Origin of the sequence: Bacillus sp. LJBS17 (assembly GCF_019334685.1) — a bacterium.
GTDB classification, from domain to species: Bacteria; Bacillota; Bacilli; order Bacillales; family Bacillaceae; genus Bacillus; species Bacillus subtilis.
Genome location: NZ_CP079759.1, coordinates 4,011,368 through 4,035,856, shown reverse-complemented (window position 1 = coordinate 4,035,856; position 24,489 = coordinate 4,011,368). Strand labels below are relative to the sequence as shown.

The window sequence follows — 24,489 nt, the reverse complement described above, 5'->3', positions numbered from 1 at the left end:
AAATCAGTTGATAACAGTAAAAAATATTCGCAAAGCGTTTAAAGATCTCGTCGTGCTCGACGGAATCGATCTAGAAGTGAAACGCGGAGAAGTGGTGGCAATCATCGGTCCGTCCGGTTCCGGAAAATCAACGCTTCTCCGGTGCTTAAATTTATTAGAGCGTCCGGATCAAGGCCTTATTGAAATCGGAGAAGCCAAACTGAACGCGGAAAAGTTTACACGCAAGGAAGCACATCGGCTTCGCCAACAAACGGCCATGGTCTTTCAAAACTACAATCTGTTTAAAAATAAAACGGCTCTGCAAAACATTACAGAAGCTTTAATCGTGGCTCAACATAAACCACGCGACGAAGCGAAACGTATTGGAATGGAGATTCTGAAACAAGTCGGTCTGGAGCATAAGGCTGACAGCTATCCGATCACAATGTCCGGCGGCCAGCAGCAGCGAATCGGCATCGCGCGGGCGCTTGCGGTCAATCCGCATGCGATTTTGCTGGATGAACCAACGTCAGCGCTTGACCCTGAGCTCGTCACAGGGGTGCTTCAGGTCATCAAGTCCATTGCGGAAAAACAAACAACGATGATCATTGTTACACACGAAATGGCGTTTGCAAAAGAGGTTGCTGATCAAGTGATTTTTATGGCAGACGGCCATATTATCGAGCAGGGAACGCCAGAGGAATTGTTTGACCATCCGAAAAACGAACGGACGAAACGATTTATCAAGCAGGTGGGAGAGCCTGCAGAGCTTATATAAGAAGGAGAGAAGAACAATGGCCGACAAAACGTTTCATACCCGTTTAATCAATATGCGGCGTGATCTTCATGAACATCCTGAACTGTCATTTCAAGAGATTGAAACGACGAAAAAAATCCGCCGCTGGCTTGAGGAGGAGCAAATCGAAATACTTGATGTTCCTCAATTGGAGACTGGTGTGATTGCAGAAATCAAAGGACGGGAAGACGGCCCCGTGATAGCAATACGAGCGGACATTGATGCGCTCCCGATCCAAGAACAGACGAATCTCCCATTTGCATCTAAGGTTGATGGCACAATGCATGCATGTGGACACGATTTTCATACTGCTTCTATTATTGGCACAGCGATTTTGCTGAATCAAAGAAAGGCCGAGCTGAAAGGTACAGTCCGCTTTATCTTTCAGCCGGCAGAAGAAATTGCCGCAGGAGCAAGAAAGGTCATAGAAGCTGGCGTACTTGATGGCGTTTCCGCGATTTTCGGCATGCACAATAAGCCGGATCTGCCTGTCGGGACCATTGGTGTAAAGGAAGGTCCGCTCATGGCAAGTGTTGACCGGTTTGAAATCGTCATCAAAGGGAAAGGCGGACACGCCGGCATCCCGAATAACTGTATTGATCCAATCGCTGCAGCCGGACAAATCATCAGCGGGCTGCAATCTGTGGTCAGCCGCAATATCAGCTCACTGCAAAACGCAGTCGTCAGTATCACAAGAGTACAGGCGGGCACGTCGTGGAACGTGATTCCAGACCAAGCTGAAATGGAGGGGACGGTTCGAACCTTTCAAAAAGAAGCGCGGCAGGCTGTTCCGGAGCATATGAGACGAGTGGCTGAAGGAATTGCAGCGGGCTATGGGGCACAAGCAGAATTCAAGTGGTTTCCTTATTTGCCTTCCGTTCAGAATGACGGCACATTTTTGAATGCGGCATCCGAAGTTGCGGCACGGCTTGGCTATCAAACCGTTCACGCTGAGCAGTCTCCGGGCGGAGAAGACTTCGCTCTGTATCAAGAGAAGATTCCGGGATTTTTTGTCTGGATGGGAACGAACGGGACGGAGGAGTGGCATCATCCGGCCTTTACACTGGATGAAGATGCCCTTACGGTTGCCTCACAATACTTTGCGGAGCTGGCGGTTATTGTATTGGAGACCATCAAATGAGCAAACAAGGGCTGACAGCAGGTCTTGCAGCGGCTGTGAGAACATCACAACCTGAGCATTCAGTTGACGCGATTCGCGAAGCAAAAAAAGGATTACTTGATTTTACTGCCGCTTCATTCGCAGGAAGAGAAGATAAAGGAATTCAAAAGCTCCTCCGTCTGATAGAGGATGAAGGAGGCCGGCCCCTTGTTCCTATTATCGGACAGGGCAAAAAGGCCGCGCCATTACAATCCGCGATGCTGAATGGATTTATCGCCCATGCATTGGATTTTGATGATGTCCACTCCGATGTAAGAGGACACCCCAGTGCAGTCATCGTACCGGCCCTTATTGCATCTGCCGCTCGCGGACATGACGAGCGGCTTCTTGGCGCTTATATTGTTGGTGTTGAAGTGATGGCACGGCTGGGAGAATCAATTGGCAGCCGCCACTATGAAAAGGGCTGGCATAATACAGGAACGCTTGGTGCCATCGCTGCTGCCTGCGCCGTAGGTTATGCTGAGGAGCTGACTCAGGAAGAGCTGGAAAAAGCAATTGGTTTTGCGGCTACGCAATCTGCTGGGATGAGGGTGCAATTTGGAACAGAAATGAAACCGCTGCACGCCGGTTTGGCGGCTCAGGCTGGCTTGCTGGCCGTTAAGCTGGCCCAATCAGAATTTGGCGGGTCCCGCACGGCATTTGATGGAGAAACTGGTTTCTTCAGTCTGTACGGTGACGTTGAAAAAGCACAACACACTTTGCTAAACGATTGGGGGGCACCGTGGAGAATTGTGCAGCCGGGTCTATGGTTTAAAATCTATCCATTTTGTTCCGCGGCACACCATGCTGCAGATGCGGTACGACAGCTTATCTCCGAAGAAACCATTTCTGCTGCCAATACCGAACGTATTGAAGTGATATTTCCGCCAGGCGGAGATGCTGCATTGACGGAAAGATCTCCAAAAACTGGAGAGGAAGGCCGTTTCAGCGTTGAATATGTGATTGCTCTTGCTTTGCATGGACACGGCCTGACCGTTGAACATTTCAGCAGCCAGCCGATCCCAAACGGGGTTCAAACGACAATGGGGCGAATTCAGCGCGTATATGACAATGCTATTCAGCCGGCTCCTCATGCCGTTCCAAAAGGCCGTTTCACGATTGTCCGGGCCTATTTATCAGACGGCCGGATTTGCGAAGCGCGTGTGGACTGCCCAAAAGGGGCGCCAGGAAATGAGCTGTCTGAAGAAGACATAAAAGAAAAATTGACATTAACGGTCCCGCAAGAAAAAGCGCGGAGAATCATAACAGCCGTTGAAAAAGCCGATATAAAAGAATTTTTAGCTCATATTGAATAAGATCAACTCTATTCGGTGATTTCAGATGATATGATAAAACCAATCATACGTTTGAAAAAGGAGAAAACCATGACGGTGAATGACGCGGTTGTATTCATTTTGGCTGCCTTTTTACTATGGGGAGCGGCGGATTATTGTTTGGGAAACAGATGGGGGCTAGGCGAGCGGTTTGCGGACGGCTTTAAGGCTATGGGGCCGCTGGCGCTGTCCATGATCGGAATTGTGTCGCTGGCGCCCGTGCTGGCAGCAATCCTGATTCCCATTGTTGCTCCGTTTTACACGGCGATTGGCGCGGACCCTTCTTCCTTTGCCAACACCATTTTGGCGATTGATATGGGAGGATATGCGCTGGCTGGAGAAATGGCGAAAGATCCGCAGGCCGGGCTGTTTTCATGGGTGTTTTTAGGAACAATGATGGGACCGGCAATCGTCTTCACGATGCCCGTCGCTCTTGGCATCATCGAAAAAGAGGATCATCTGTATTTTGCGAAAGGCATATTAATCGGGCTGTGCACAGTGCCGATCGGTTGCTTAATCGGCGGATTATGCGCAGGCTTTGACATCGGCATGATAGGTAAAAATCTTCTGATCCCGAGTCTGTTATCTGCTGTGATCGCTTTTGGGTTATGGCGATACACCGACAGAATGATTCAGTTGTTTCATCTCTTCGGGAAAGCGGTCAGTGTGGTTGCGATTATCGGGCTTGCAGCTGTTTCTGTTGAAACGATGACCGGCATTGTGCTGATTCCGGGAATGGAGAATGTCGAGACAGGGATACAAACGACAGGGACCATCGCCATTGCCTTGGCAGGGGCGTTTCCAATGACGGCTTTTATTACAAAAACCTTTAAAAAACCGCTTCAGGCCCTGGGGAAACACCTTCATTTAGATGAGACAGCAACAGCAGGATTAGTGACCTCTTTGGCGCATCATATCCCGATGCTGGCTTCATTAAAGAATATGACGCCGAGAGGAAAGGTTATCAATGTCGCGTTTGCGGTCAGCGGCGCCTTTGTACTCGGCAGCCATCTCGGTTTTGTAGCTGGAATGAAAAAAGAAATGGCGGCGGCCATGATCATTGGGAAATTAGCAGGCGGAGTCACAGCTGCCGCAGCGGCTGCTTGGATGACACCTGCACAATCAGCTAAACAGCAAAAACGTATCTCAGCCAGCCATAGCTGAGGCAGAAGCTGTTTCAACTTTGTCCAATCGGGAATGTTACAGTAAAGATTTCTGTGAAAGAGGGTTGGACACATGGCGGTGAAAGACCGGTACATGTCAAAAATAAAACAGGAAACCAAGCCTTGGATCAAACGATTCGGGAGGCTTGGTTATTTTGCATTCGGCGGCGTTTTTATTCTGCTTGGGGTTTTGGCCTTTATGACGGCTGCCGGGGCAGGCCGCGCGAAAGATTCGAGCGGAGCTCTCCAAACGCTATCACGCATGCCGTATGGGTCACTATTGCTTTTTTTAATAGGTATTGGCCTTATCGGCTATGTGATCTGGATGGTGTTAAGCGCGATCAAGGACACGGAGGGGCACGGAAATAGCAGGCGAGGCCTGTCACGGAGAATAGGAAACTTTTTCAGTGCCGCCGTTTACACATCCATCGCTTGGAATGCCTTGCAATTTGTGTTTGGCCAAGGGGACGACGGCACTTCAGAACAGACGTGGTCCGCTTATGTATTGGCGCAGCCATTCGGCCAATGGCTCACAGGGCTTACGGGTGCGGGTTTTATCGTATTTGCGATTGTTCAATTTATGAAAGGTGTTCGGGCTGCTTTTATGAAAGAATTTGATACGTCAAAAATGAACAAACAAATGATATGCATCACGAAAAACACCGGACGCGCAGGCAATATCGCCCGGGCCATTATTTTCTCTGCTATCGGCTATTTTCTCATCAAGACAGCCATGACCGCTGATCCCGACGACACAAGAGGCTTTGACGGTGCGCTCGCCGAACTCGCGCAGCAGCCGCATGGCAAATTGATTCTGTCTATATTGGCATTAGGCCTGATCCTATATGGAATGTACGCCATTATGAAAGGCATTTATCAGCATATGACCTGGGAGAAATAAGCTCTGGGCAGGTTGTGCCCAGAGCGTTTTTCAGTTTCTTAGAAATCAGGTGGATGAAAGCCGGCGCCAGCCTGTATAATAAAAGCAAATCAAAAGCAGTTTTATCAGGACTGATCCACAGGGAGGTGCAGAATGGATCGGGAAAAACAACAATTAAGCATAGAAGCGGCAAGGCTTTACTATCAGTCTGACTACAGTCAGCAGCAAATTGCTGAGCAGCTCAACATTTCAAGGCCAACCGTTTCCCGGCTGCTGCAATATGCGAAAGAAAAAGGGTATGTCCAGATTCGCGTCATGGACCCATTTGAGGATTTGGATGCGCTCGGTTCCATACTTGAAGAGAAATACGGGCTCCTTGAGGCGCATGTTGTGTTTTCCCCGACACCCGATTATGCAGGAATTACACATGACCTAAGCCGCTATGGTGCAGAATATATGCATGAAACGGTAAAAGACGGCGACATTGTCGGCGTCAGCTGGGGAACCACCATGTATCAAATCGCGCAAAACATGCAGCCGAAGCAGGTAAAAGGCGTCGAGGTCGTCCAGCTGAAAGGCGGCATCAGCCATTCCCGGGTAAACACGTATTCGGCTGAAACGATTCAGCTGTTTGCAGAGGCTTTTCAAACGATGCCGCGCTATCTCCCGCTTCCCGTCGTGTTTGATAATGCGGATGTGAAGCGAATGGTGGAGAAAGACCGTCATATTGAGCGGATCATCGAGATGGGAAAGCAGGCGAATATCGCTCTCTTCACGGTGGGGACTGTCCGTGATGAAGCGCTGTTGTTCCGACTCGGATATTTTAACGAAGAAGAGAAAGCCCTGCTGAAAAAACAAGCCGTGGGGGATATTTGTTCACGCTTTTTTGATGCGAAAGGGAATATTTGCAGCAGCGCCATCAATGACCGGACCATCGGTGTTGAGCTTCAAGACCTTAGACTGAAGGAACGCTCCATTTTAGTTGCCGGCGGAAGCAGAAAAGTATCTTCCATTCACGGAGCATTAACCGGAAAATATGCCAACGTTTTAATCATTGACCAGCATACCGCGAGGGCGCTTGTTAATGATTTGTGACACGTTCAAACCTTTCATTGAACAAAATTTCAATTACCAATTTACATATGTTCAAAAGTCGGTTATGCTAAAAAATATCTTAACAAAAAAGGAAGTGTGCGAAGGATGTCATTAGCCAACATAATTGATCATACAGCTTTGAAACCGCATACACAAAAAGCGGACATTCTAAAACTAATTGAAGAAGCGAAAACATACAAATTTGCTTCAGTATGTGTCAATCCGACATGGGTGGAGCTTGCTGCAAAAGAGCTTAAGGGAACTGGAGTCGACGTTTGTACGGTCATCGGCTTCCCGCTCGGTGCCAATACAACTGAAACAAAAGCGTTCGAGACAAAAGACGCCATTTCAAAAGGCGCCACTGAAGTGGATATGGTCATTAATATTGCCGCTTTAAAAGACAAGGAAGACGATGTGGTGGAAGCTGATATCCGCGGTGTAGTGGAAGCTGCAGCCGGAAAAGCGCTTGTCAAAGTCATTATCGAAACGTGCCTTCTGACTGATGAAGAAAAAGAACGTGCATGCCGTTTAGCGGTGTCTGCGGGAGCGGATTTCGTAAAAACATCAACAGGCTTTTCTACAGGCGGCGCAACGAAGGAAGATATCGCCTTAATGCGCAAAACAGTAGGACCTGATATCGGCGTGAAAGCATCTGGCGGAATCAGAACGAAAGAAGATGTAGACACAATGGTAGAGGCCGGAGCAAGCCGAATTGGCGCCAGCGCAGGCGTTTCTATCGTAAAAGGAGAAAATGCATCAGGCGGAGACAACTATTAAGAGCTGACGGAAGGCAGACTGCTTTCCGTTTTCTGAGGAAACAGTAATTGTAAGCGAATACAAATAAAGGAGAAACACATATGAAGTATTTGATTGGGATTATCGGTTTAATCGTGTTTTTAGGCCTCGCGTGGATCGCGAGCAGCGGCAAAAAAAGAATTAAGATCCGCCCAATTGTTGTTATGCTCATTTTGCAATTTATTCTTGGCTACATTCTCCTCAATACCGGAATAGGGAATTTCCTCGTGGGAGGATTTGCAAAAGGATTCGGTTACCTGCTTGAATACGCGGCAGAGGGAATTAACTTTGTGTTTGGCGGCTTGGTGAATGCGGACCAAACGACATTCTTTATGAATGTTCTCTTGCCAATCGTGTTTATTTCCGCTCTGATCGGGATTCTGCAAAAGTGGAAAGTCCTCCCGTTTATTATTAGATATATCGGCCTTGCCCTCAGCAAGGTAAACGGTATGGGAAGATTGGAATCGTATAACGCAGTGGCTTCTGCGATTTTAGGGCAGTCAGAAGTATTTATCTCCTTGAAGAAAGAACTCGGTCTTTTAAATCAGCAGCGCTTGTACACGCTTTGTGCATCTGCGATGTCAACTGTATCAATGTCGATTGTCGGCGCGTATATGACAATGCTGAAACCGGAATATGTTGTAACAGCACTGGTCTTGAACTTATTTGGCGGTTTCATAATTGCTTCTATTATTAATCCGTACGAGGTTGCAAAAGAAGAGGATATGCTTCGTGTTGAGGAAGAGGAAAAACAATCCTTCTTCGAAGTGCTCGGAGAATACATCCTTGACGGTTTCAAAGTAGCGGTTGTCGTCGCTGCGATGCTGATTGGATTTGTCGCGATTATCGCCTTGATAAATGGCATTTTTAATGCAGTATTCGGTATTTCGTTCCAAGGCATTCTTGGATATGTGTTTGCTCCATTCGCTTTTCTTGTGGGTATCCCATGGAATGAAGCTGTTAATGCGGGAAGCATTATGGCAACAAAAATGGTATCGAATGAATTTGTCGCCATGACGTCGCTCACGCAAAACGGTATCCATTTCAGCGGCCGTACAACAGCGATCGTATCGGTATTCCTTGTGTCATTTGCGAACTTCTCCTCAATCGGAATCATTGCCGGTGCCGTAAAAGGACTGAATGAAAAGCAAGGAAATGTCGTCGCTCGTTTCGGCTTGAAATTATTATACGGTGCTACGCTTGTCAGCTTTTTATCAGCAGCAATTGTGGGCTTGATTTACTGAACTTAATCGAAAAGGATCGGTGACCAAACATGAGAATGGTAGATATCATCATCAAAAAACAAAACGGAAAAGAACTCACCACTGAAGAAATTCAATTTTTCGTGAACGGCTATACAGACGGAAGCATTCCTGATTATCAGGCAAGCGCGCTTGCTATGGCGATTTTCTTCCAGGATATGAGTGACCGTGAACGCGCGGACTTGACGATGGCTATGGTGAACTCCGGTGAAACGATTGATCTTTCTGCCATTGAAGGAATTAAAGTGGATAAACACTCCACCGGCGGCGTCGGCGACACGACAACGCTCGTTCTCGCTCCGCTTGTTGCGGCTCTTGATGTGCCGGTTGCTAAGATGTCCGGCCGCGGCCTCGGCCATACGGGCGGCACGATTGATAAGTTAGAGGCAATCGACGGCTTCCACGTGGAACTGACGAAGGATGAATTTATTAAACTTGTGAACCGCGACAAGGTTGCGGTCATCGGCCAAAGCGGCAATTTAACGCCGGCTGATAAAAAACTGTACGCGCTTCGTGATGTAACGGGAACGGTCAATTCCATTCCGCTCATTGCAAGCTCGATTATGAGCAAAAAAATCGCTGCCGGGGCGGACGCCATCGTGCTTGACGTAAAAACGGGAGCGGGCGCCTTCATGAAAACAGAAGAAGACGCTGCTGAACTTGCCAAAGCGATGGTACGGATCGGAAATAACGTCGGCCGTCAAACAATGGCTGTCATTTCAGACATGTCCCAGCCGCTCGGCTTTGCGATCGGAAATGCGCTTGAAGTCAAAGAAGCGATCGACACACTCAAAGGCGAGGGACCTGAGGATCTTCATGAGCTTGTCTTAACGCTCGGCAGCCAGATGGTTGTGCTTGCGAAAAAAGCCGATACATTGGACGAAGCAAGAGCGAAGCTGGAAGAAGTCATGAAAAACGGCAAAGCGCTTGAGAAATTCAAGGATTTCCTGAAAAACCAAGGCGGCGACAGCTCAATTGTTGACGATCCGTCTAAGCTTCCGCAAGCCGCATATCAAATTGATGTGCCTGCCAAAGAAGCGGGTGTCGTCTCTGAAATCGTCGCGGACGAAATCGGCGTCGCGGCGATGCTGTTAGGTGCCGGCCGCGCCACAAAAGAAGACGAAATCGATTTAGCCGTCGGCATCATGCTCCGCAAAAAGGTCGGCGACAAAGTAGAAAAAGGGGAACCGCTCGTAACGCTTTACGCCAACCGAGAAAACGTCGATGAAGTCATCGCAAAAGTCTATGACAACATCCGCATCGCAGCGGAAGCGAAGGCGCCGAAGCTGATTCATACGTTAATTACAGAATAAAAAATAAAGCACATCCCATGCTGAGCGGGGTGTGCTTTTTTAATTATAGGATGTGATCGGCTGGATATTCCTCTTGGCTGATTTTTTTCGCTTTTGTAACATTTCTTTTGAAATGGTAGATGAGATAGCAAAGGATGATACAAGGAACTCCGCAGAAAAGTGCGATTCTTTGATTGGGATCAAAAGCAAGACCGATACAAGAAGCAGAACATAATAAGAGAGCGGCTATAGGCATAAGAGGATAAAGCGGCGTGCGAAATGTCAGATCTTTTACATTCCCCCCTTTTTTCAGAAATCTCTTTCGAAACAAGAGTTGGGACAAGGCAATGCTCATCCAGACCACGACTCCTGCAAATCCAGCAATTGCGACCATCACCACATAGACAGTTCCAGGGGCCACGATACTGGAAACGAGAGATAAACAAGATACAGCCATACTGATCATTAAGGCATTTAAAGGAATGCCTTTAGATGTGACTTTCTTAAAACGGGAGCTGATCATGTTTTCATTTGCTAACGACCACATCATACGGGTCGAAGCATATAAGCCTGAGTTGGCGACAGACAGCAAGGCTGTTAATATCACGAAATTCATAATATCAGCAGCGTAAGGGATTCCGATCTCCGCAAATACGGCTACAAACGGGCTTTCAATCACGCCTGCGTCCTTCCACGAAATCAACCCGGATAATATGAAGACAGCGCCAATGAAAAAAATCACGGTTCTCCATGCGACATTACGGATGGATCGCGGAATATCCTTTTGAGGATTTGCTGATTCTCCTGCTGTAACGCCGATTAACTCTGTACCAGAAAAGGCAAAACTCACAGATATCATTGCGATAAAAACGGCGAGAAAGCCATTCGGAAACAATCCGCCATGGTCCGTGAAGTTTGACAACATAGGAGCATCCGCCGTTCCGTTTAAAGAGATCAGGCCAAACATGGCGGCTCCTCCTAAAATGATAAATAAAATAATGGTGACAATCTTTACGCTGGAAAACCAAAATTCAGTTTCCGCAAATAACTTAACTGAAAATGCGTTGCATATAAAAAGAAGGGCTGCAAAAATCGCACTCCACATCCATACACTGCTGTCAGGGAACCAGCGCTGCATGAGAATACCGGATGCGGTAAACTCAGAGCCTACCGTCACCACCCAATTGATCCAGTACATGATGCCGACCATAAAACCGGTAGATGGACCGATAAATGTTGTAGCATATTTTTGAAAAGAGCCGGTTACCGGCATGGCAACCGACAATTCGCCGAGACATTGCATGACGAGGTACATCATCAACCCGCCGATTACATAAGCGAGTATCGTACCGCCGGGTCCGGCTTGATGTAGCGTATAGCCCGTACTGAGGAAAAGTCCTGTGCCTATGACGCCTCCCAATGAGATCATAAATAGGTGCCTGCTTTTCATTGTGCGTTTTAGCTGTTGGCTGCTGTTCTCCTGAAGATTCACTGTCTCGCCCTCCTTTTAGCTGCCATTCCTAAGGCAGATGAGTTTCTTATACCTAAAATACAACCTGCCAGAAGATCACTTGAATGTGGAGAGTTTCATTCCTTTTAATGCGTGTAACAGAACATGAGCTGCAGCTCTGCTTGTCATATCTCGAAAATCGAGGGTAGGGTCGACTTCAACAATTTCAATCCCGGCAACATTGGGCTGTTGTGCGATGTACTTAACTGCTTCAAGCAATTCGTCTGTATAGAGGCCGCCCGGGCCAATCGCTGGACAGCCGGGTGCATGGGACTGGTCTAAGACATCCATGTCAACAGATATAAAAATGAAATCTGTTTTATCTTGAACAACAGGCAAAATCTCTTTTATCGTTGGGATTAGTCCTTTTTCCCGGATCATGTCCATCGTGTGAATGTTCACGCTATGTTTTTTTGCATATGCTTCATAGGCCTGGCTGTTGCTGAATTCTCTGATACCCAGCTGGATCAAATGTTGACCTTCAATGATCTCTTCATCCAAAAGGCGGCGGAAGGGGGTGCCGTTTGTCAGCCCCCCGTCCTCCGTATTGCGAACATCGTGATGGGCATCAAATTGAATCACTGCTGCTGTTCCTTTCGTTTGTGCTATCGCTTTTATAGTGGAGTAGCTGATCGAGTTATCTCCCCCGAGAATGAGCGGCACCCAATCCGGATGGTCCGAAAGCAAAGCGTGCATGGTTTGGAAAATGTGATGATGTGACTTTGCAATATCAGTGACATGAATATCGATATCCCCCAGATCATATAGAAGCTCTGATACGACGTGCTCTCCAAGCTCAGCAGAATAGGCTGATGAATGTTTCAGAGACTGGCGTATTGTTCCGGGTGCAAAGCAAGCGCCTGAATGACTGATGGATGATTTTGATAGGGGGACACCTATCAACGCCGGTCCCTTAATGTCTTGGCCGTCCCATGTTGCGATCAGGTCGCTCATTTTTGTGACATCCCGGTCTTTAAACGAAGACCCGGCTTCTCTGAGAAAAGGGTACTTATCCAAGAATGGCTCCCTCCCTGTTGACAACAATTGTTCCGTTTTTCATGACTTGATGTACATGATTGACCCCGTAGTGATACGGAATATACATATAGTTCGAGGCTTGCCAAATGACTAGATCAGCTGAGCGGCCAGCTTTGAGCTGACCGGCTTCTTCACCTTTCCCTATGGCATATGCGGCATTGACTGTGACCGCATGCCATATTTCTTCTGCAGTCATTTTCAGATGAAGCGCGGCAATGGACATAATCAGCTGGATATTTTCAGTCGGCGAGCTGCCAGGATTAAAATCCGTTGCCAAGCTGACACATACACCTTCATCAATCATAGCTCTAGCCCTGGCGTATGTGCTTTTGCCAAGATAAAATGTCGTGCCCGGCAAGAGGACGGCGATCGTTCCTGCCTCAGCCAATTTCTTTATGCCTTCGTCCGATGCACCTACCAAATGGTCGGCTGAGACGGCCTTTAGTTCACCTGCTAATTCAGCTCCTCCAAGCGGATCGATTTCATCTGCGTGTATTTTTAATCCGAAGCCTGCCTCAGCTGCTTTTTGTAAATAACGGCGGGATTGGCTGACTGTAAAAACGCCTGTTTCTGTAAAAATATCAGCAAAGCTGGCGAGCTCCTGCTCTTTGATTTCCGGCAAAAGGGAAAGCATTTGATCCAGAAATTGATCTGGATCGTTTTGATATTCGGGAGGAATCGCATGGGCTCCCATAAATGTGGAAACAAGGTCAACAGGCTGGCTTTCATGCAGTTTTTTTGCGACACGCAATTGTTTGAGCTCTGTCTCTTTTTCCAAGCCGTAGCCGCTTTTCACTTCTGCTGTGGTTGTGCCGTAGGACAGCATTCTTTGCAGATGAAAATGGGCTTTTTGCAGCAGCTCTTCTTCTGAAGCCGCCCTGGTATCCTTGACTGTAGACAGAATCCCGCCGCCCTGCGCCAGAATATCCAAATATGAAATGCCCTGAAGCTTAAGGTTCATCTCCTTTTCACGAGATCCGCCAAATACAAGATGGGTGTGCGGATCAACGAGGCCAGGCGTTACAAGGCGTCCCGAACAGTCAATGATTTCGTCTGCCTCGTAACCGGCTTCAGCCCCTTTTTGTCCGGCGAACACAATTTTCTGTTCATGGATGCCGACAACAGCGTCTTCGATCACATGAAGATCCTGCATGCTTTTGCCTGCCCGCGGGCCGCTGCTTTCCATCGTCAAAAGCTGACCGATGTTGATGAGAATCGTATCAATTTGCTTTGGCATGTCATCACTCCTTTATTTTTGCATCGGCACGATAATGTCCTGTTCCTTCGCTACTTCAACGGCACGTTCATAACCCGCATCCGCATGACGGATAATGCCCATTCCTGGGTCGCTCGTTAAGACCCGCGCGAGCCGCTCGTCGGCCAGCTCACTTCCATCGGCCACTGCAACCATGCCGGCATGAAGGGAATAGCCCATTCCGACGCCGCCGCCATGGTGGAAGGAAACCCAGCTTGCACCCGCCGCCGTGTTGACAAGCGCATTTAGCACAGCCCAGTCACCGACAGCGTCACTTCCGTCCTTCATCGCTTCTGTTTCCCGGTTTGGAGAGGCGACAGACCCGCAGTCCAAATGATCTCTCCCAATAACGACAGGCGCTTTTAGCTCCCCGGTTCTAACCAGCTCGTTAATGGCGAGGCCCATCTTTTTTCGTTCTCCATATCCAAGCCAGCAGATACGGGACGGCAAGCCTTGGAAGGTGACTTTTTCCTGTGCCATATCAATCCAGCGGTGAAGGGCTTTATTTGTCGGGAACAGCTCTTTTAATAACGCATCCGTACGGTAAATATCTGCCGGATCTCCGGAAAGCGCCGCCCAACGGAACGGCCCTTTTCCTTCACAGAATAAGGGGCGGATGTAGGCAGGGACAAACCCCGGAAAATCGAAGGCATTCTCCAGCCCTTCATCCTTTGCGACTTGCCGGATATTGTTGCCGTAGTCAAATACAATAGAGCCCTTTTGCTGAAAGGCCAGCATGGCTTCGACATGTTTTTTCATGCTTTGCTTCGCAAGGCGCACGTAAAGCTCTGGAGTGTCTTGACGCAAACGGTCAGCTTCATCAAGGGAATAGCCCTCGGGAACATAACCGATTAAAGGGTCATGGGCAGATGTCTGATCTGTCACAATATCAATTTTGACGCCTCGGTTCAAAAGTGTGTGATGCACCTCAGCTGCGTTTCCGAGAAGTGCAATGGACAAAGGTTTTCCTGCCCGCTTTGCCTCTTCAGCCCAAGCTAAGGCTTCCTCAATCGATGCTGTTTTTCGATCGCAGTATTTTGTTTCGATCCGCTTGTCGATGCGTTTCTCGTCAACCTCGACGGCAATCACGACGCCTTCATTCATCGTGACTGACAGCGGCTGGGCGCCTCCCATTCCGCCGAGACCCGCTGTCAGCGTCAACGTTCCTTTTAAGCTGCCCCCGAAGTGCTGTCGCGCCAGCTCAGCGAAGGTTTCATAGGTTCCTTGCAATATGCCTTGTGAGCCAATGTAAATCCAGCTGCCAGCCGTCATCTGTCCGTACATCATTAACCCTTTTTTCTCAAGTTCGTGGAAATGCTCCCAGTCTGCCCACTTCGGAACAAGGACAGAATTTGCTAAGAGCACGCGCGGGGCCTGCGGGTGTGTACGGAACATGCCAACGGGCTTTCCGGATTGCACGAGCAATGTTTCATCATTTTTTAGTGTTTTCAAGGAATGCTCAATGGCGTGAAAAGCGTCCCAATCTCGTGCGGCTTTGCCAATCCCGCCATATACGATGAGGTCCTCCGGCTTCTCAGCGACTTCCGGATCAAGGTTGTTTCGAAGCATCCGAAGCACTGCCTCTTGCTCCCATCCTAAGCATTCAAGCTCTGTTCCTCTGTTGGCACGGATTGATTTTTTTACATTAGTCATATGTTCATCCCCCTTAGTTCTTTATTCTGATGGTCAGGTATTAAAGATTCTTTCTTCAGCCAGTCAGTCAAGCGTTCAATGTCATAGGAAAAAACACGGTCCTGCTGAATGGACGGCACGACTTTTCTCATTTCTTGAAAAAGCTGTTTCGTATAGGACGCAGCATGTTCTATGCCTCTGTATTCAACAGCCTGCAATGCGCAAATGGCTTCGATCGCAATGACTCTCCTTGTATTTGCGATCACCTGATAAGCATGCCGAGCGGCGATGGTTCCCATGCTGACATGGTCCTCTTGGTTGGCGGATGACGGAATGGAATCCACACTTGCAGGATGGGCCAGTGTTTTATTTTCAGAAACGAGTGAGGCCGCGGCGTACTGCATGATCATTGCACCGGATTGCAGACCGGGATGAGGGCTCAGGAACGGCGGCAGGTCATTCAGCTGCGGATTCACAAGTCGTTCGATCCTGCGCTCTGCGATATTCGCAAGCTCTGATATTGCGATTTTCAGAAAATCCATGGCAAAGGCGATCGGCTGTCCGTGAAAGTTTCCGCCGGAAATCACTTTGTCACCGTCATTGAAAATGAGTGGATTGTCTGTAGCTGCGTTCATTTCAATCTCTAATTTTTCTTTGACATAGCCTAGTGTCTGCCAAGTCGCACCGTGTACTTGCGGAATACAGCGCAATGAATAGGCATCCTGAACCCGCAGTTCTCCCTGGGAGGTTGTCAGGCCGCTGTCAGATAGATAAAAGCGAATTCGTTCTGCGACATCGATCTGCTCCTGATAGCCGCGGGCTGAGTGAATATCCTCGTCAAATGCATCGATAATTCCCCGCAAACCTTCAATCGTTAAGCTGGCAATGCGTTCTGTTTGATAGGCTAGTTTCTCAGCTTCAATGTAGGCGACCACTCCCATTGCAGTCATGGCCTGAGTCCCGTTAATCAAGGCAAGCCCTTCCTTGGATGTCAGCGTTACCGGTTGAATACCTGCTTTTTTCAAGCCTGTCATTGCCGGCATTCTTTCCCCCTCAAAAAAGACTTCTCCTTGCCCGATCAGCGCAAGCGCCAGGTGGGAAAGCGGCGCCAGATCTCCGCTTGCGCCAAGTGATCCCTGCTGGGGGATGACAGGATGGACGCGTTTATTTAAAAAAGCAAGCAACTGTTCGATCAGCTCAGCGCGTACACCGGAAAAGCCTTTTAACAGCGCATTGGCGCGCAAAAGCAGCATTGCCCTGGACACACACTCAGGAAAAGGGTCGCCGACTCCGCAGGCATGAGAAAGGATTAAATTCAGCTGCAGCGCCACCGAGTCTTCTTTCTGAATCAGGACATCGCTGAATTTGCCAAATCCGGTGTTGATGCCGTAGATTGTCTTTTCGTCGCGTACAATCCGTTCCACTGCCGCTCTGCTTTTTTTCACGCGCTCCATACTTTCCTCGGAAGCCGCTGCCTCCTCAAAATCAAACAGCACACGAGCGACGTCGGCTGTTGTCAATGTAGAACCGTCTAAAGTCACCATAAGCCCAACTCCTTTTTCTTTACTTTGGTAAAGCACCCATACAAAAAGGAGCTATGCTGTGAACTTCTGTTTCCACGCATAGCCCCCTATCGTCTAAGATCTATGGGCTGTTTCATATGTGATTAATTCCAACACCGAATGTCTCGTGCTCAAGACCTTTAATCGGCGCCCCGATTGTTCCGTAAAGCGAGACAGCAATCCAATCGCCTTCCGCTTCACTTTCATAAGGATTTCCCCTCAAAACGGCAAACCTCAAGCCCACCGTCCGAAGCAGCGATCCCAGCAGCATTTCACCTCTGGTCACGCCATGCAAAGCCTCCATCGTCGCATGATAAAGCGCATGTGACTCCCGATAACCCTCAGATTGAATGACACCGCTCTTTTTGGAAGCGGTTTCAATTGCGGCTACTACTTTATGCGCGTCCATTGATCCTACCTTGCCAAGACAGACCCTCCATCCGTCTCGCTCCAGCTCCTCAACCTGCGTACTTTCTTCCGCCTCATTCAGCAGCAGGAGAACAGACAGCCGGCCGATCCGACGCTCTTTATGCAGTGTCATATGAATCACTCAATTCCTAAAAATTCTGATAACTATTAACTGAGTATTATATTAATTGGTTCAGCAGCAGAAGTCAAAAGATTTTTTACAGTCTTTAACAAGTTAGATTGCTATTGTAATAGCGCGACGCAGAAAGCAGGACGGGCTTTTTCAGCGATTGCACACGATATCCAGAAGGTAACCGGCCGATGTCCAGCCGAATGACATCCTCAGTACAGCCAAGCCAACTGACTCCGGTGTTGACGGGCAATCAGGCATCATCTTAAAAAACGCCGACAACGAAATGGCTGTATCACAGTCGATGCAAAACCTGACAAAGCAGTTATTACATGTACGCGAATGAAAAACAGAGTGATGAAAGAAGGAGAAACAGCAAAAGAGTTGAACTATGAAGGAGAGGATATGCAAGTAGCAGTTCTGCGCAAAACAGACAGACATCAGTCTGACTATGTAAGAGAACAGTGAGAAATCACCTATCTGTTTGAATATGAAAACATTCGGCTGTTTTAATAGGCCGGGGTATCTTCATAGGGAAATGTAAGCGTTTAAAATTTGATAAAAAAGAGAGGCGAATTGTTTAGATGTTCAACCGATTGTTCCGTGTATGTTTTCTTGCAGCTCTTATCATGGCCTTCACCCTCCCAAACTCCGTCTATGCACAAAAACCTGTATTTAAAGAAGTCAGCGTCCATGACCCTTCCATCATTGAAACAAACGGCACCTTTTATGTTTTTGGATCTCATCTCGCTTCAGCAAAAACAAATGACCTTATGCAATGGCAGCAGCTGACCAACAGCGTAAGCAATGACAACCCACTTATTCCGAATGTCTATGAAGAATTAAAAGAAACCTTCGAATGGGCCCAATCGGATACTCTTTGGGCGGCTGACGTCACGCAGCTGGCGGACGGCAAATACTACATGTACTACAACGCCTGCCGCGGCGACTCACCAAGATCCGCCATGGGGGTTGCCGTCGCTGACAACATCGAAGGGCCATACAAAAACAAAGGCATCTTTTTGAAATCAGGAATGGAAGGCACAAGCAACGATGGAACACCGTATGACGCAACAAAACATCCGAATGTCGTCGACCCGCATACCTTCTTTGATAAAGACGGCAAGCTGTGGATGGTGTATGGATCATACTCAGGCGGCATTTTCATACTTGAAATGAATCCGAAAACGGGCTTCCCGCTTCCTGGACAGGGATACGGGAAAAAACTGCTTGGCGGCAACCATAGCAGAATCGAAGGCCCGTATGTTCTCTACAATCCAGACACCCAATACTACTACTTATACCTATCATATGGCGGTCTTGATGCAACAGGCGGCTATAACATACGTGTGGCCCGCTCCAAGAAACCAGACGGTCCTTACTATGATGCAGAAGGCAATCCAATGCTCGACGTCCGCGGCAAAGAAGGCACATTCTTCGACGACCGTTCCATCGAACCATACGGCGTCAAACTCATGGGCAGTTACACTTTTGAAACAGAAAATGAAAAAGGAACCGGGTACGTCTCACCAGGCCACAACTCCGCATATTATGACGAAAAAACCGGGCGTTCCTATTTAATCTTCCACACCCGCTTCCCGGGCAGAGGTGAAGAACACGAAGTCAGAGTCCACCAATTGTTCATGAACAAAGACGGCTGGCCGGTAGCAGCGCCATATCGTTATGCGGGCGAAACACTGAAAGAAGTAAAACAAAAAGATATCACAGGAACATACAAACTCATCCAGCACGGAAAAGACATCTCAGCCGACATCAAAAAAACCATCAACATCCAGCTCAACAAAAACCACACCATTTCCGGGGAAATGACTGGAACATGGAAGAAAACCGGAAAAAATACAGCTGAACTTATGTTAGCTGGCAAGAAGTATAATGGCGTATTTTTACGCCAGTGGGATTCGGTGAGAGAGAAGAACGTGATGACGTTTAGTGTGTTGAATGGCAGCGGTGAGGCTGTTTGGGGATCTAAATAAGATGGAGAAGCGCCTTCGTAGGAAGGCGTTTTTTTATGAGCTTTATTGACTATAAGAAATGGTTAAGTGGGAGAAAAAATAAAAATGAAAGAGAGATTAAAGACTTAAATAAAAAGTCCCTCCTATGATTATTTTCTCCCTCTCATAAGGTGATGAGATCTATTTTTAGCATTTTAGAACCAGTTAAACATCTCTCAAGACAAACCTTTTTACCTATTTATCCAATATGACCCATCATGTAACATGAAAATAGTCTGTATTGTAAAGAATTTACACAGTTTGATAGAAACACGAGGTGTTGCGGCATGCATAGTGAAATGTTGTTACATTCGGTAAAAGCCGACTTACATGAAAAGCAGGAACAGATCCATCAATTAAAACAAGTGCTGCACGAAATCAGGCAAATCAAACACGAATTCTCCGACGCCCAGCATCTCATTCACCGGCCTCATCTTAACCGGGAGGCATGGAGAGGAACACATGCTCAGCGGTTTGAAGATATTCGTGAAGGAATGAACAAAGCATATCAGCAAATCAAAAGCGATCAAGTCAGCGGAATCATCGAAAGCATAGAAGGAAAAATCCACTCATTAGAGGGCGATGTCTATTCCATAAGACGCCAAATTACGAGGATAGAGCATGAAATAGAGAAGGAAAAACATAAAAAGTGAGGTGAGCACAAATGGCACAGGAAATTAAAATGGTGTATGGCACAGTGAAGAAAGGGCTTTCTCAGCTCAAGAATTCAGCTGAACTCAAGTCCTCCTTGCCCGGCCATCTCTCAGGCAGAAACCATTTGAATGTTGTGAAGTCCATCGAGCAATTAAATAAGGACATCAAAGAGCTCACTGAAGCATATGCGTCTGTTCTGGCCAAGCATATCGCACAAACGGAAAGCGCGGTAAACGCCATGAAGGAAACGGACGAAAACATATCATCTTCCATGAAATAAAGCGCGGGAGGACAAGGGATTGAAAACATTAGATGTCCACGCTCTTCACGAGGGCATTCAGCATACAATTGAGAAACTGGACAAGCAAAAGCAACAGCTGGAGAAGCTGGAAAAAAGCGTTGAGCATCTGGCAGGCATGAAGGATGCGCTGAAAGGAAAAGGCGGAGATGCCATCCGGACCTTTTACGAGGAGTGCCACAAGCCTTTTCTCCTTTTCTTTGGCATGTTTATCGACGAATACAAAAAAGTGCTGAAACAAACACAGCATGCGATTTCCTCTGTAGAATCTGACTCCCATGGCATGATTGCAGAGGCTTTTCTCTCACACGATGCAAGACACGGGGTCAAGCATGCACGAGAAGTGACAGAACAGCTCACAGACGCAGTGAATCGCCAGACATCAGCCATTGATCACATCGTCAGCCTGCCGACAGTCAATGATTCCTTTTTTCGGATGGAAACAGAACAGGCTGAGCGACTGATTTCGGACACCCTGAATAAGCTCTTTCAATTTGACGGCCAGCAAACCCAAGCACTAGAAACCGCAAAATCAGATTTTCAAACGATGAAAAAATATATAGACCAGCTTGAAACCATGTACACCGGTCCGAAAATTGAAATCACAGGCTACAAAAGCGGCTCCATCTTGAAATCGCAGGAGGAAGAAAACATCAACCAAACCTTCGGCGCCATTAACCCGCAAATGAAGCAGGCGGATGATTCTCCGATGGAGATGATGTTGAAGAAAATAGCCGAGAATGAAAAGTCTAAAGTGGATTCAGTTGTCAAAACGGGTGATTCTAAAAAGGTAAGTAAAAATATCATCGTTATCAATGGTAAAGTGTATAATACGAGTGAACATAGAGAACATATAAAAACTGATTTCTCAAATGCAGAGGTTAAGCAAGTCGTTTATAATGATACACTTTACAATGTATACATATCTGGTAATGACATGAAGCTTGAACCTGTCGTCTCGCTTTCGGACATTAAAGTGGATGAGAATGGATATGTGAAAATTTTAGAGACAGCTGTAGAACTTACCGGCGTGTATGATCTTTTTAAGGCAGCCACGGGCAGAGATCCGGTATCAGGCGAAAAAGTCACAGGAAAAGACCGTGTTGTTGCCTCCATAAACTCAGTACCATTTGCCAAAATAGCTAAGTTAGAAAAGTTAATAGATATTAATAAACTTATTAATGATGGGAAAAAGGCTAAGAAGGCTGCGGAAGTTAAAAACGTTGCTAAGGATACGGGTAATGGTGTACCTTCTTATGGAAAGAAGTCAGTACCTAAAGGACCTTACAGAGAAGTACATGGATTCCCAGTTAAAGTAAAGCCAGGTGCTCAAGAGAAACATATTCCTAATACGCCAAATTACAAACAAGAAATAGCAAATGGTAAAAACAAGAGTATTTTCTATGGTGATAATAAAACAGCACAGGAATTGCTTGATAAGTTTGCAGGAAAAGGTCAACTACTACCAAACGGTAAAAAAGAAAGAGTAGACTTTGGTAAACCAATTGGAAAATACTATGATCGTGATACTGGTGAATACATTGAAACTACTAGAGGAATGATTCATTACGGAAAAGACGGAGCGCATATAGTGCCTTCAGAACCATTAAAGAAGTAATAAGAGGAGGATATACATGGAATATGATCCTTTAATAAAAGCGTTAAAAGAGTATAAAGATAGTGACTTGATAATAGAGTGGGATAGTGGATTAAAGATTATTGGTGAACCAGACACACTCTTTGAAACAGACAATGGGTTGGATGACGATGATGTGAATTTTATCGAATATTATGCAGTTACATTTCAAGTAAATGATATTTTAGCTCATCCTACTAGTGAAGAAAGTAGTTTATATAATTGGTTAATACAAAAGAAAGGTTCATTAGTTGAAATTTCACTTTATGATGATCCGCCAAGTGCAGTTTTTTTAACTGACGGAGAAAGTATATGGAAAAGGGATAGTCAAAAATAAAACATATACCTTGATGGGCTAATGCCTTTCAAGGTTTTTTACTTTTATATTAAGTCAGCTGATATATTTGATAGTATTTTCGGAAAAATAAAACAAAATATACAAAATGGCTTACCGTTATAAAAAATAGTCCTTATTGAGCAATCACCTTAGTCAACACCAAAAATGAAAGCGTTGACATCCCGCAAATCTAGTGCTAAAGTATACCTACAAACAAATAAAACGACCCGTCAGGATTGTTACTGTGAAAGCAGGCAAAACCTAAATGGTGCAGGTGCAGGAGGAGACTCTCGCAATCTGTGTCATTTAGGTTTTTTTTATTCTCTTTTAGGAGGTGATGCGGCATTTGATACAAAAAAAGCTGGTGAAAGGCGGCCACCTTTCATCCAGCAGTCCCCCCATAAAAAGGAGGTATACACATGGATTATGATAAATTATCGAAGGACATATTACAACTCGTAGGCGGTGAAGAAAACGTTCAGCGCGTGATCCACTGCATGACGAGGCTGCGTTTTAATCTTCATGACAACGCGAAGGCGGATCGCAGTCAGCTGGAGCAGCTGCCTGGAGTGATGGGCACCAATATCAGCGGCGAGCAGTTTCAAATCATTATCGGAAACGATGTGCCGAAGGTGTATCAGGCGATTGTGCGGCACAGCAATCTCAGTGATGAAAAGAGCGCTGGTTCATCCTCTCAGAAAAAGAATGTGCTGAGTGCGGTCTTTGATGTGATTTCTGGTGTGTTTACCCCGATTTTGCCTGCGATTGCGGGAGCGGGGATGATCAAAGGGCTTGTTGCGCTGGCAGTTACGTTTGGCTGGATGGCGGAGAAGAGCCAGGTTCATGTCATTTTAACGGCTGTCGGTGACGGCGCGTTCTACTTCCTGCCGCTCCTGCTAGCGATGAGTGCGGCGAGAAAATTCGGAAGCAATCCGTACGTAGCGGCAGCCATTGCGGCGGCGATTCTGCATCCGGATTTGACAGCCCTGCTCGGTGCGGGGAAACCGATTTCCTTTATCGGGCTTCCTGTAACCGCTGCCACTTATTCGTCAACGGTCATCCCGATTTTGCTGGCGATTTGGATTGCTTCGTACGTAGAAAAATGGATTGACCGTTTTACACACGCATCTCTCAAATTGATTGTGGTTCCGACATTCACGCTATTGATTGTCGTGCCGCTGACATTGATTACAGTCGGTCCGCTTGGCGCTATTTTAGGAGAATACTTGTCTTCTGGGGTCAATTATTTGTTTGATCATGCAGGGCTTGTGGCGATGATTTTGCTGGCGGGTACATTCTCTTTAATCATTATGACGGGCATGCACTATGCCTTTGTGCCGATCATGATCAACAACATCGCTCAAAACGGCCACGATTATTTACTGCCGGCTATGTTTTTGGCGAATATGGGGCAGGCGGGAGCATCATTTGCCGTCTTCCTTCGCTCCAGAAACAAAAAATTTAAATCACTTGCGCTTACCACAAGCATCACGGCGCTGATGGGGATTACAGAACCTGCGATGTACGGCGTGAATATGCGATTGAAAAAGCCGTTTGCGGCCGCTTTGATTGGCGGTGCAGCCGGTGGCGCGTTTTACGGCATGACGGGTGTTGCTTCCTATATCGTCGGGGGGAATGCAGGTCTCCCGAGCATCCCTGTCTTTATCGGCCCAACGTTTATTTACGCGATGATCGGCCTTGTGATTGCGTTTGCGGCGGGAACAGCAGCTGCGTATTTGCTTGGATTCGAGGATGTGCCTTCTGACGGCAGCCAGCAGCCGGCAGTGCATGAGGGCAGCAGAGAGATCATTCACAGCCCGATTAAGGGAGAAGTGAAAGCCTTAAGTGAAGTCAAAGATGGAGTATTTTCTGCCGGGATCATGGGAAAAGGATTTGCCATTGAGCCTGAAGAAGGAGAAGTTGTGTCGCCTGTTTGTGGAAGCGTTACCACCGTTTTTAAAACAAAACACGCAATTGGCATTACGAGTGATCAGGGAGCTGAAATACTCATACACATTGGATTGGACACGGTAAAGCTGGAGGGACAATGGTTCACGGCTCACGTCAAAGAAGGCGACAAGGTCGCACCGGGAGATCCGCTCGTGTCCTTTGATCTGGAGCAAATCAAAGCCGCGGGATATGACGTCATTACCCCGGTGATTGTGACCAACACAGACCAATATTCGTTTTCGCCGGTGAAAGAGATCGGTAAAGTGCAGCCAAAAGAAGCGCTGCTTGCTTTATCTTAAAAAACTGATGGGG

21 protein-coding genes and 1 pseudogene are annotated in these 24,489 nt (G+C 47.1%); 16 read left to right on the top strand and 6 right to left on the bottom strand.

Features of this window, described 5'->3' with window-relative positions:
* The first annotated feature begins 7 nt into the window (after window positions 1-7).
* The 9 genes from KXZ66_RS20800 to KXZ66_RS20760 all read left to right on the top strand — a co-directional run bounded on the left by KXZ66_RS20800 (window position 8) and on the right by KXZ66_RS20760 (window position 9,776).
* Entirely contained in the window at window positions 8-757 is a 750-nt protein-coding gene (locus KXZ66_RS20800; protein ID WP_003243284.1) for an amino acid ABC transporter ATP-binding protein, read from the top strand.
* Window positions 758-773: 16 nt separating this feature from the next.
* Window positions 774-1,916 (top strand): N-acetyl-sulfur-metabolite deacetylase SndB, encoded by a 1,143-nt coding sequence (gene sndB / locus KXZ66_RS20795; protein WP_219144724.1) that lies wholly within the window; start codon window positions 774-776, stop codon window positions 1,914-1,916.
* Window positions 1,913-3,250, top strand: coding sequence for an MmgE/PrpD family protein (locus KXZ66_RS20790; RefSeq protein ID WP_128747293.1), 1,338 nt, complete (start codon window positions 1,913-1,915; stop codon window positions 3,248-3,250). The genes sndB and KXZ66_RS20790 overlap by 4 nt, the downstream gene beginning before the upstream one ends.
* Before the next feature lie 69 nt (window positions 3,251-3,319).
* Complete coding sequence (gene eutH / locus KXZ66_RS20785; RefSeq protein WP_219144723.1) at window positions 3,320-4,432, top strand: ethanolamine utilization protein EutH; 1,113 nt, start codon at window positions 3,320-3,322, stop codon at window positions 4,430-4,432.
* A gap of 72 nt (window positions 4,433-4,504) precedes the next feature.
* Window positions 4,505-5,332 (top strand): DUF1206 domain-containing protein, encoded by an 828-nt coding sequence (locus tag KXZ66_RS20780; protein WP_151869956.1) that lies wholly within the window; start codon window positions 4,505-4,507, stop codon window positions 5,330-5,332.
* Between the two features lie 132 nt (window positions 5,333-5,464).
* Window positions 5,465-6,406 (top strand): DNA-binding transcriptional repressor DeoR, encoded by a 942-nt coding sequence (gene deoR, locus KXZ66_RS20775; protein ID WP_003227124.1) that lies wholly within the window; start codon window positions 5,465-5,467, stop codon window positions 6,404-6,406.
* A gap of 105 nt (window positions 6,407-6,511) precedes the next feature.
* Entirely contained in the window at window positions 6,512-7,183 is a 672-nt protein-coding gene (deoC, locus tag KXZ66_RS20770; protein WP_014481389.1) for a deoxyribose-phosphate aldolase, read from the top strand.
* Window positions 7,184-7,263: 80 nt separating this feature from the next.
* Entirely contained in the window at window positions 7,264-8,445 is a 1,182-nt protein-coding gene (gene nupC / locus KXZ66_RS20765) for a nucleoside permease NupC (protein ID WP_219144722.1), read from the top strand.
* 29 nt (window positions 8,446-8,474) lie between these two features.
* Window positions 8,475-9,776: a pyrimidine-nucleoside phosphorylase gene (locus KXZ66_RS20760; protein WP_003227132.1), complete on the top strand. Its 1,302-nt coding sequence runs from the start codon at window positions 8,475-8,477 to the stop codon at window positions 9,774-9,776.
* A 43-nt stretch (window positions 9,777-9,819) separates the two neighbouring features.
* On the opposite strand, the gene KXZ66_RS20755 is transcribed toward KXZ66_RS20760, so the two are convergent.
* From KXZ66_RS20755 to hutP, 6 genes are all read right to left on the bottom strand, one after another.
* Window positions 9,820-11,247, bottom strand: coding sequence for an amino acid permease (locus KXZ66_RS20755; RefSeq protein WP_032725050.1), 1,428 nt, complete (start codon window positions 11,245-11,247; stop codon window positions 9,820-9,822).
* Between the two features lie 75 nt (window positions 11,248-11,322).
* On the bottom strand, window positions 11,323-12,282 hold the full coding sequence (gene hutG, locus KXZ66_RS20750) for a formimidoylglutamase (RefSeq protein ID WP_219144721.1): 960 nt from the start codon (window positions 12,280-12,282) through the stop codon (window positions 11,323-11,325).
* Window positions 12,275-13,540 carry an imidazolonepropionase gene (gene hutI / locus KXZ66_RS20745; RefSeq protein WP_128747289.1) on the bottom strand — a complete coding sequence of 422 codons (1,266 nt, stop codon included), beginning with the start codon at window positions 13,538-13,540 and terminating at the stop codon, window positions 12,275-12,277. Before hutI ends, hutG begins: the two co-directional genes overlap by 8 nt.
* Before the next feature lie 12 nt (window positions 13,541-13,552).
* The gene (gene hutU, locus KXZ66_RS20740; RefSeq protein ID WP_219144720.1) at window positions 13,553-15,211 is read right to left on the bottom strand and encodes a urocanate hydratase; all 1,659 of its coding nucleotides are present in this window, start codon (window positions 15,209-15,211) and stop codon (window positions 13,553-13,555) included.
* Window positions 15,208-16,734, bottom strand: coding sequence for a histidine ammonia-lyase (gene hutH, locus KXZ66_RS20735; protein WP_219144719.1), 1,527 nt, complete (start codon window positions 16,732-16,734; stop codon window positions 15,208-15,210). The genes hutU and hutH overlap by 4 nt, the downstream gene beginning before the upstream one ends.
* Before the next feature lie 112 nt (window positions 16,735-16,846).
* Complete coding sequence (hutP, locus tag KXZ66_RS20730; RefSeq protein WP_032725058.1) at window positions 16,847-17,293, bottom strand: histidine utilization transcription antiterminator HutP; 447 nt, start codon at window positions 17,291-17,293, stop codon at window positions 16,847-16,849.
* 283 nt (window positions 17,294-17,576) lie between these two features.
* Here hutP and KXZ66_RS20725 point away from each other — a divergent pair.
* From KXZ66_RS20725 to bglP, 7 genes and pseudogenes are all read left to right on the top strand, one after another.
* Window positions 17,577-17,739, top strand: a pseudogene (locus KXZ66_RS20725) (hypothetical protein).
* A 135-nt stretch (window positions 17,740-17,874) separates the two neighbouring features.
* Complete coding sequence (abnB, locus tag KXZ66_RS20720; RefSeq protein WP_219144718.1) at window positions 17,875-19,284, top strand: arabinan endo-1,5-alpha-L-arabinosidase AbnB; 1,410 nt, start codon at window positions 17,875-17,877, stop codon at window positions 19,282-19,284.
* 305 nt (window positions 19,285-19,589) lie between these two features.
* On the top strand, window positions 19,590-19,955 hold the full coding sequence (locus KXZ66_RS20715; protein ID WP_151869958.1) for a YwqH-like family protein: 366 nt from the start codon (window positions 19,590-19,592) through the stop codon (window positions 19,953-19,955).
* 11 nt (window positions 19,956-19,966) lie between these two features.
* Window positions 19,967-20,236, top strand: a complete 270-nt coding sequence (locus KXZ66_RS20710; RefSeq protein WP_021481005.1) for a YwqI/YxiC family protein — start codon at window positions 19,967-19,969, stop codon at window positions 20,234-20,236.
* 19 nt (window positions 20,237-20,255) lie between these two features.
* Window positions 20,256-21,872, top strand: a complete 1,617-nt coding sequence (locus tag KXZ66_RS20705) for a T7SS effector LXG polymorphic toxin (RefSeq protein WP_219144717.1) — start codon at window positions 20,256-20,258, stop codon at window positions 21,870-21,872.
* Between the two features lie 16 nt (window positions 21,873-21,888).
* On the top strand, window positions 21,889-22,227 hold the full coding sequence (locus KXZ66_RS20700; protein WP_015250873.1) for a hypothetical protein: 339 nt from the start codon (window positions 21,889-21,891) through the stop codon (window positions 22,225-22,227).
* A 419-nt stretch (window positions 22,228-22,646) separates the two neighbouring features.
* Window positions 22,647-24,476, top strand: coding sequence for a PTS beta-glucoside transporter subunit IIABC (bglP, locus tag KXZ66_RS20695; RefSeq protein ID WP_049140884.1), 1,830 nt, complete (start codon window positions 22,647-22,649; stop codon window positions 24,474-24,476).
* The last annotated feature ends 13 nt before the right edge of the window (window positions 24,477-24,489 follow it).

Excerpts from the sequence above, each read along its gene's own strand:
- KXZ66_RS20790 (WP_128747293.1), top strand. The coding sequence starts at position 1,913 with ATGAGCAAACAAGGGCTGACAGCAGGTCTTGCAGCGGCTGTGAGAACA.
- eutH (WP_219144723.1), top strand. The coding sequence starts at position 3,320 with ATGACGGTGAATGACGCGGTTGTATTCATTTTGGCTGCCTTTTTACTA.
- KXZ66_RS20700 (WP_015250873.1), top strand. The coding sequence starts at position 21,889 with ATGGAATATGATCCTTTAATAAAAGCGTTAAAAGAGTATAAAGATAGT.
- nupC (WP_219144722.1), top strand. The coding sequence starts at position 7,264 with ATGAAGTATTTGATTGGGATTATCGGTTTAATCGTGTTTTTAGGCCTC.
- KXZ66_RS20760 (WP_003227132.1), top strand. The coding sequence starts at position 8,475 with ATGAGAATGGTAGATATCATCATCAAAAAACAAAACGGAAAAGAACTC.
- bglP (WP_049140884.1), top strand. The coding sequence starts at position 22,647 with ATGGATTATGATAAATTATCGAAGGACATATTACAACTCGTAGGCGGT.
- deoR (WP_003227124.1), top strand. The coding sequence starts at position 5,465 with ATGGATCGGGAAAAACAACAATTAAGCATAGAAGCGGCAAGGCTTTAC.
- KXZ66_RS20780 (WP_151869956.1), top strand. The coding sequence starts at position 4,505 with ATGGCGGTGAAAGACCGGTACATGTCAAAAATAAAACAGGAAACCAAG.
- hutU (WP_219144720.1), bottom strand. The coding sequence starts at position 15,211 with ATGACTAATGTAAAAAAATCAATCCGTGCCAACAGAGGAACAGAGCTT.
- hutH (WP_219144719.1), bottom strand. The coding sequence starts at position 16,734 with ATGGTGACTTTAGACGGTTCTACATTGACAACAGCCGACGTCGCTCGT.
- hutP (WP_032725058.1), bottom strand. The coding sequence starts at position 17,293 with ATGACACTGCATAAAGAGCGTCGGATCGGCCGGCTGTCTGTTCTCCTG.
- abnB (WP_219144718.1), top strand. The coding sequence starts at position 17,875 with ATGTTCAACCGATTGTTCCGTGTATGTTTTCTTGCAGCTCTTATCATG.
- KXZ66_RS20715 (WP_151869958.1), top strand. The coding sequence starts at position 19,590 with ATGCATAGTGAAATGTTGTTACATTCGGTAAAAGCCGACTTACATGAA.
- KXZ66_RS20710 (WP_021481005.1), top strand. The coding sequence starts at position 19,967 with ATGGCACAGGAAATTAAAATGGTGTATGGCACAGTGAAGAAAGGGCTT.
- deoC (WP_014481389.1), top strand. The coding sequence starts at position 6,512 with ATGTCATTAGCCAACATAATTGATCATACAGCTTTGAAACCGCATACA.
- hutI (WP_128747289.1), bottom strand. The coding sequence starts at position 13,540 with ATGCCAAAGCAAATTGATACGATTCTCATCAACATCGGTCAGCTTTTG.
- sndB (WP_219144724.1), top strand. The coding sequence starts at position 774 with ATGGCCGACAAAACGTTTCATACCCGTTTAATCAATATGCGGCGTGAT.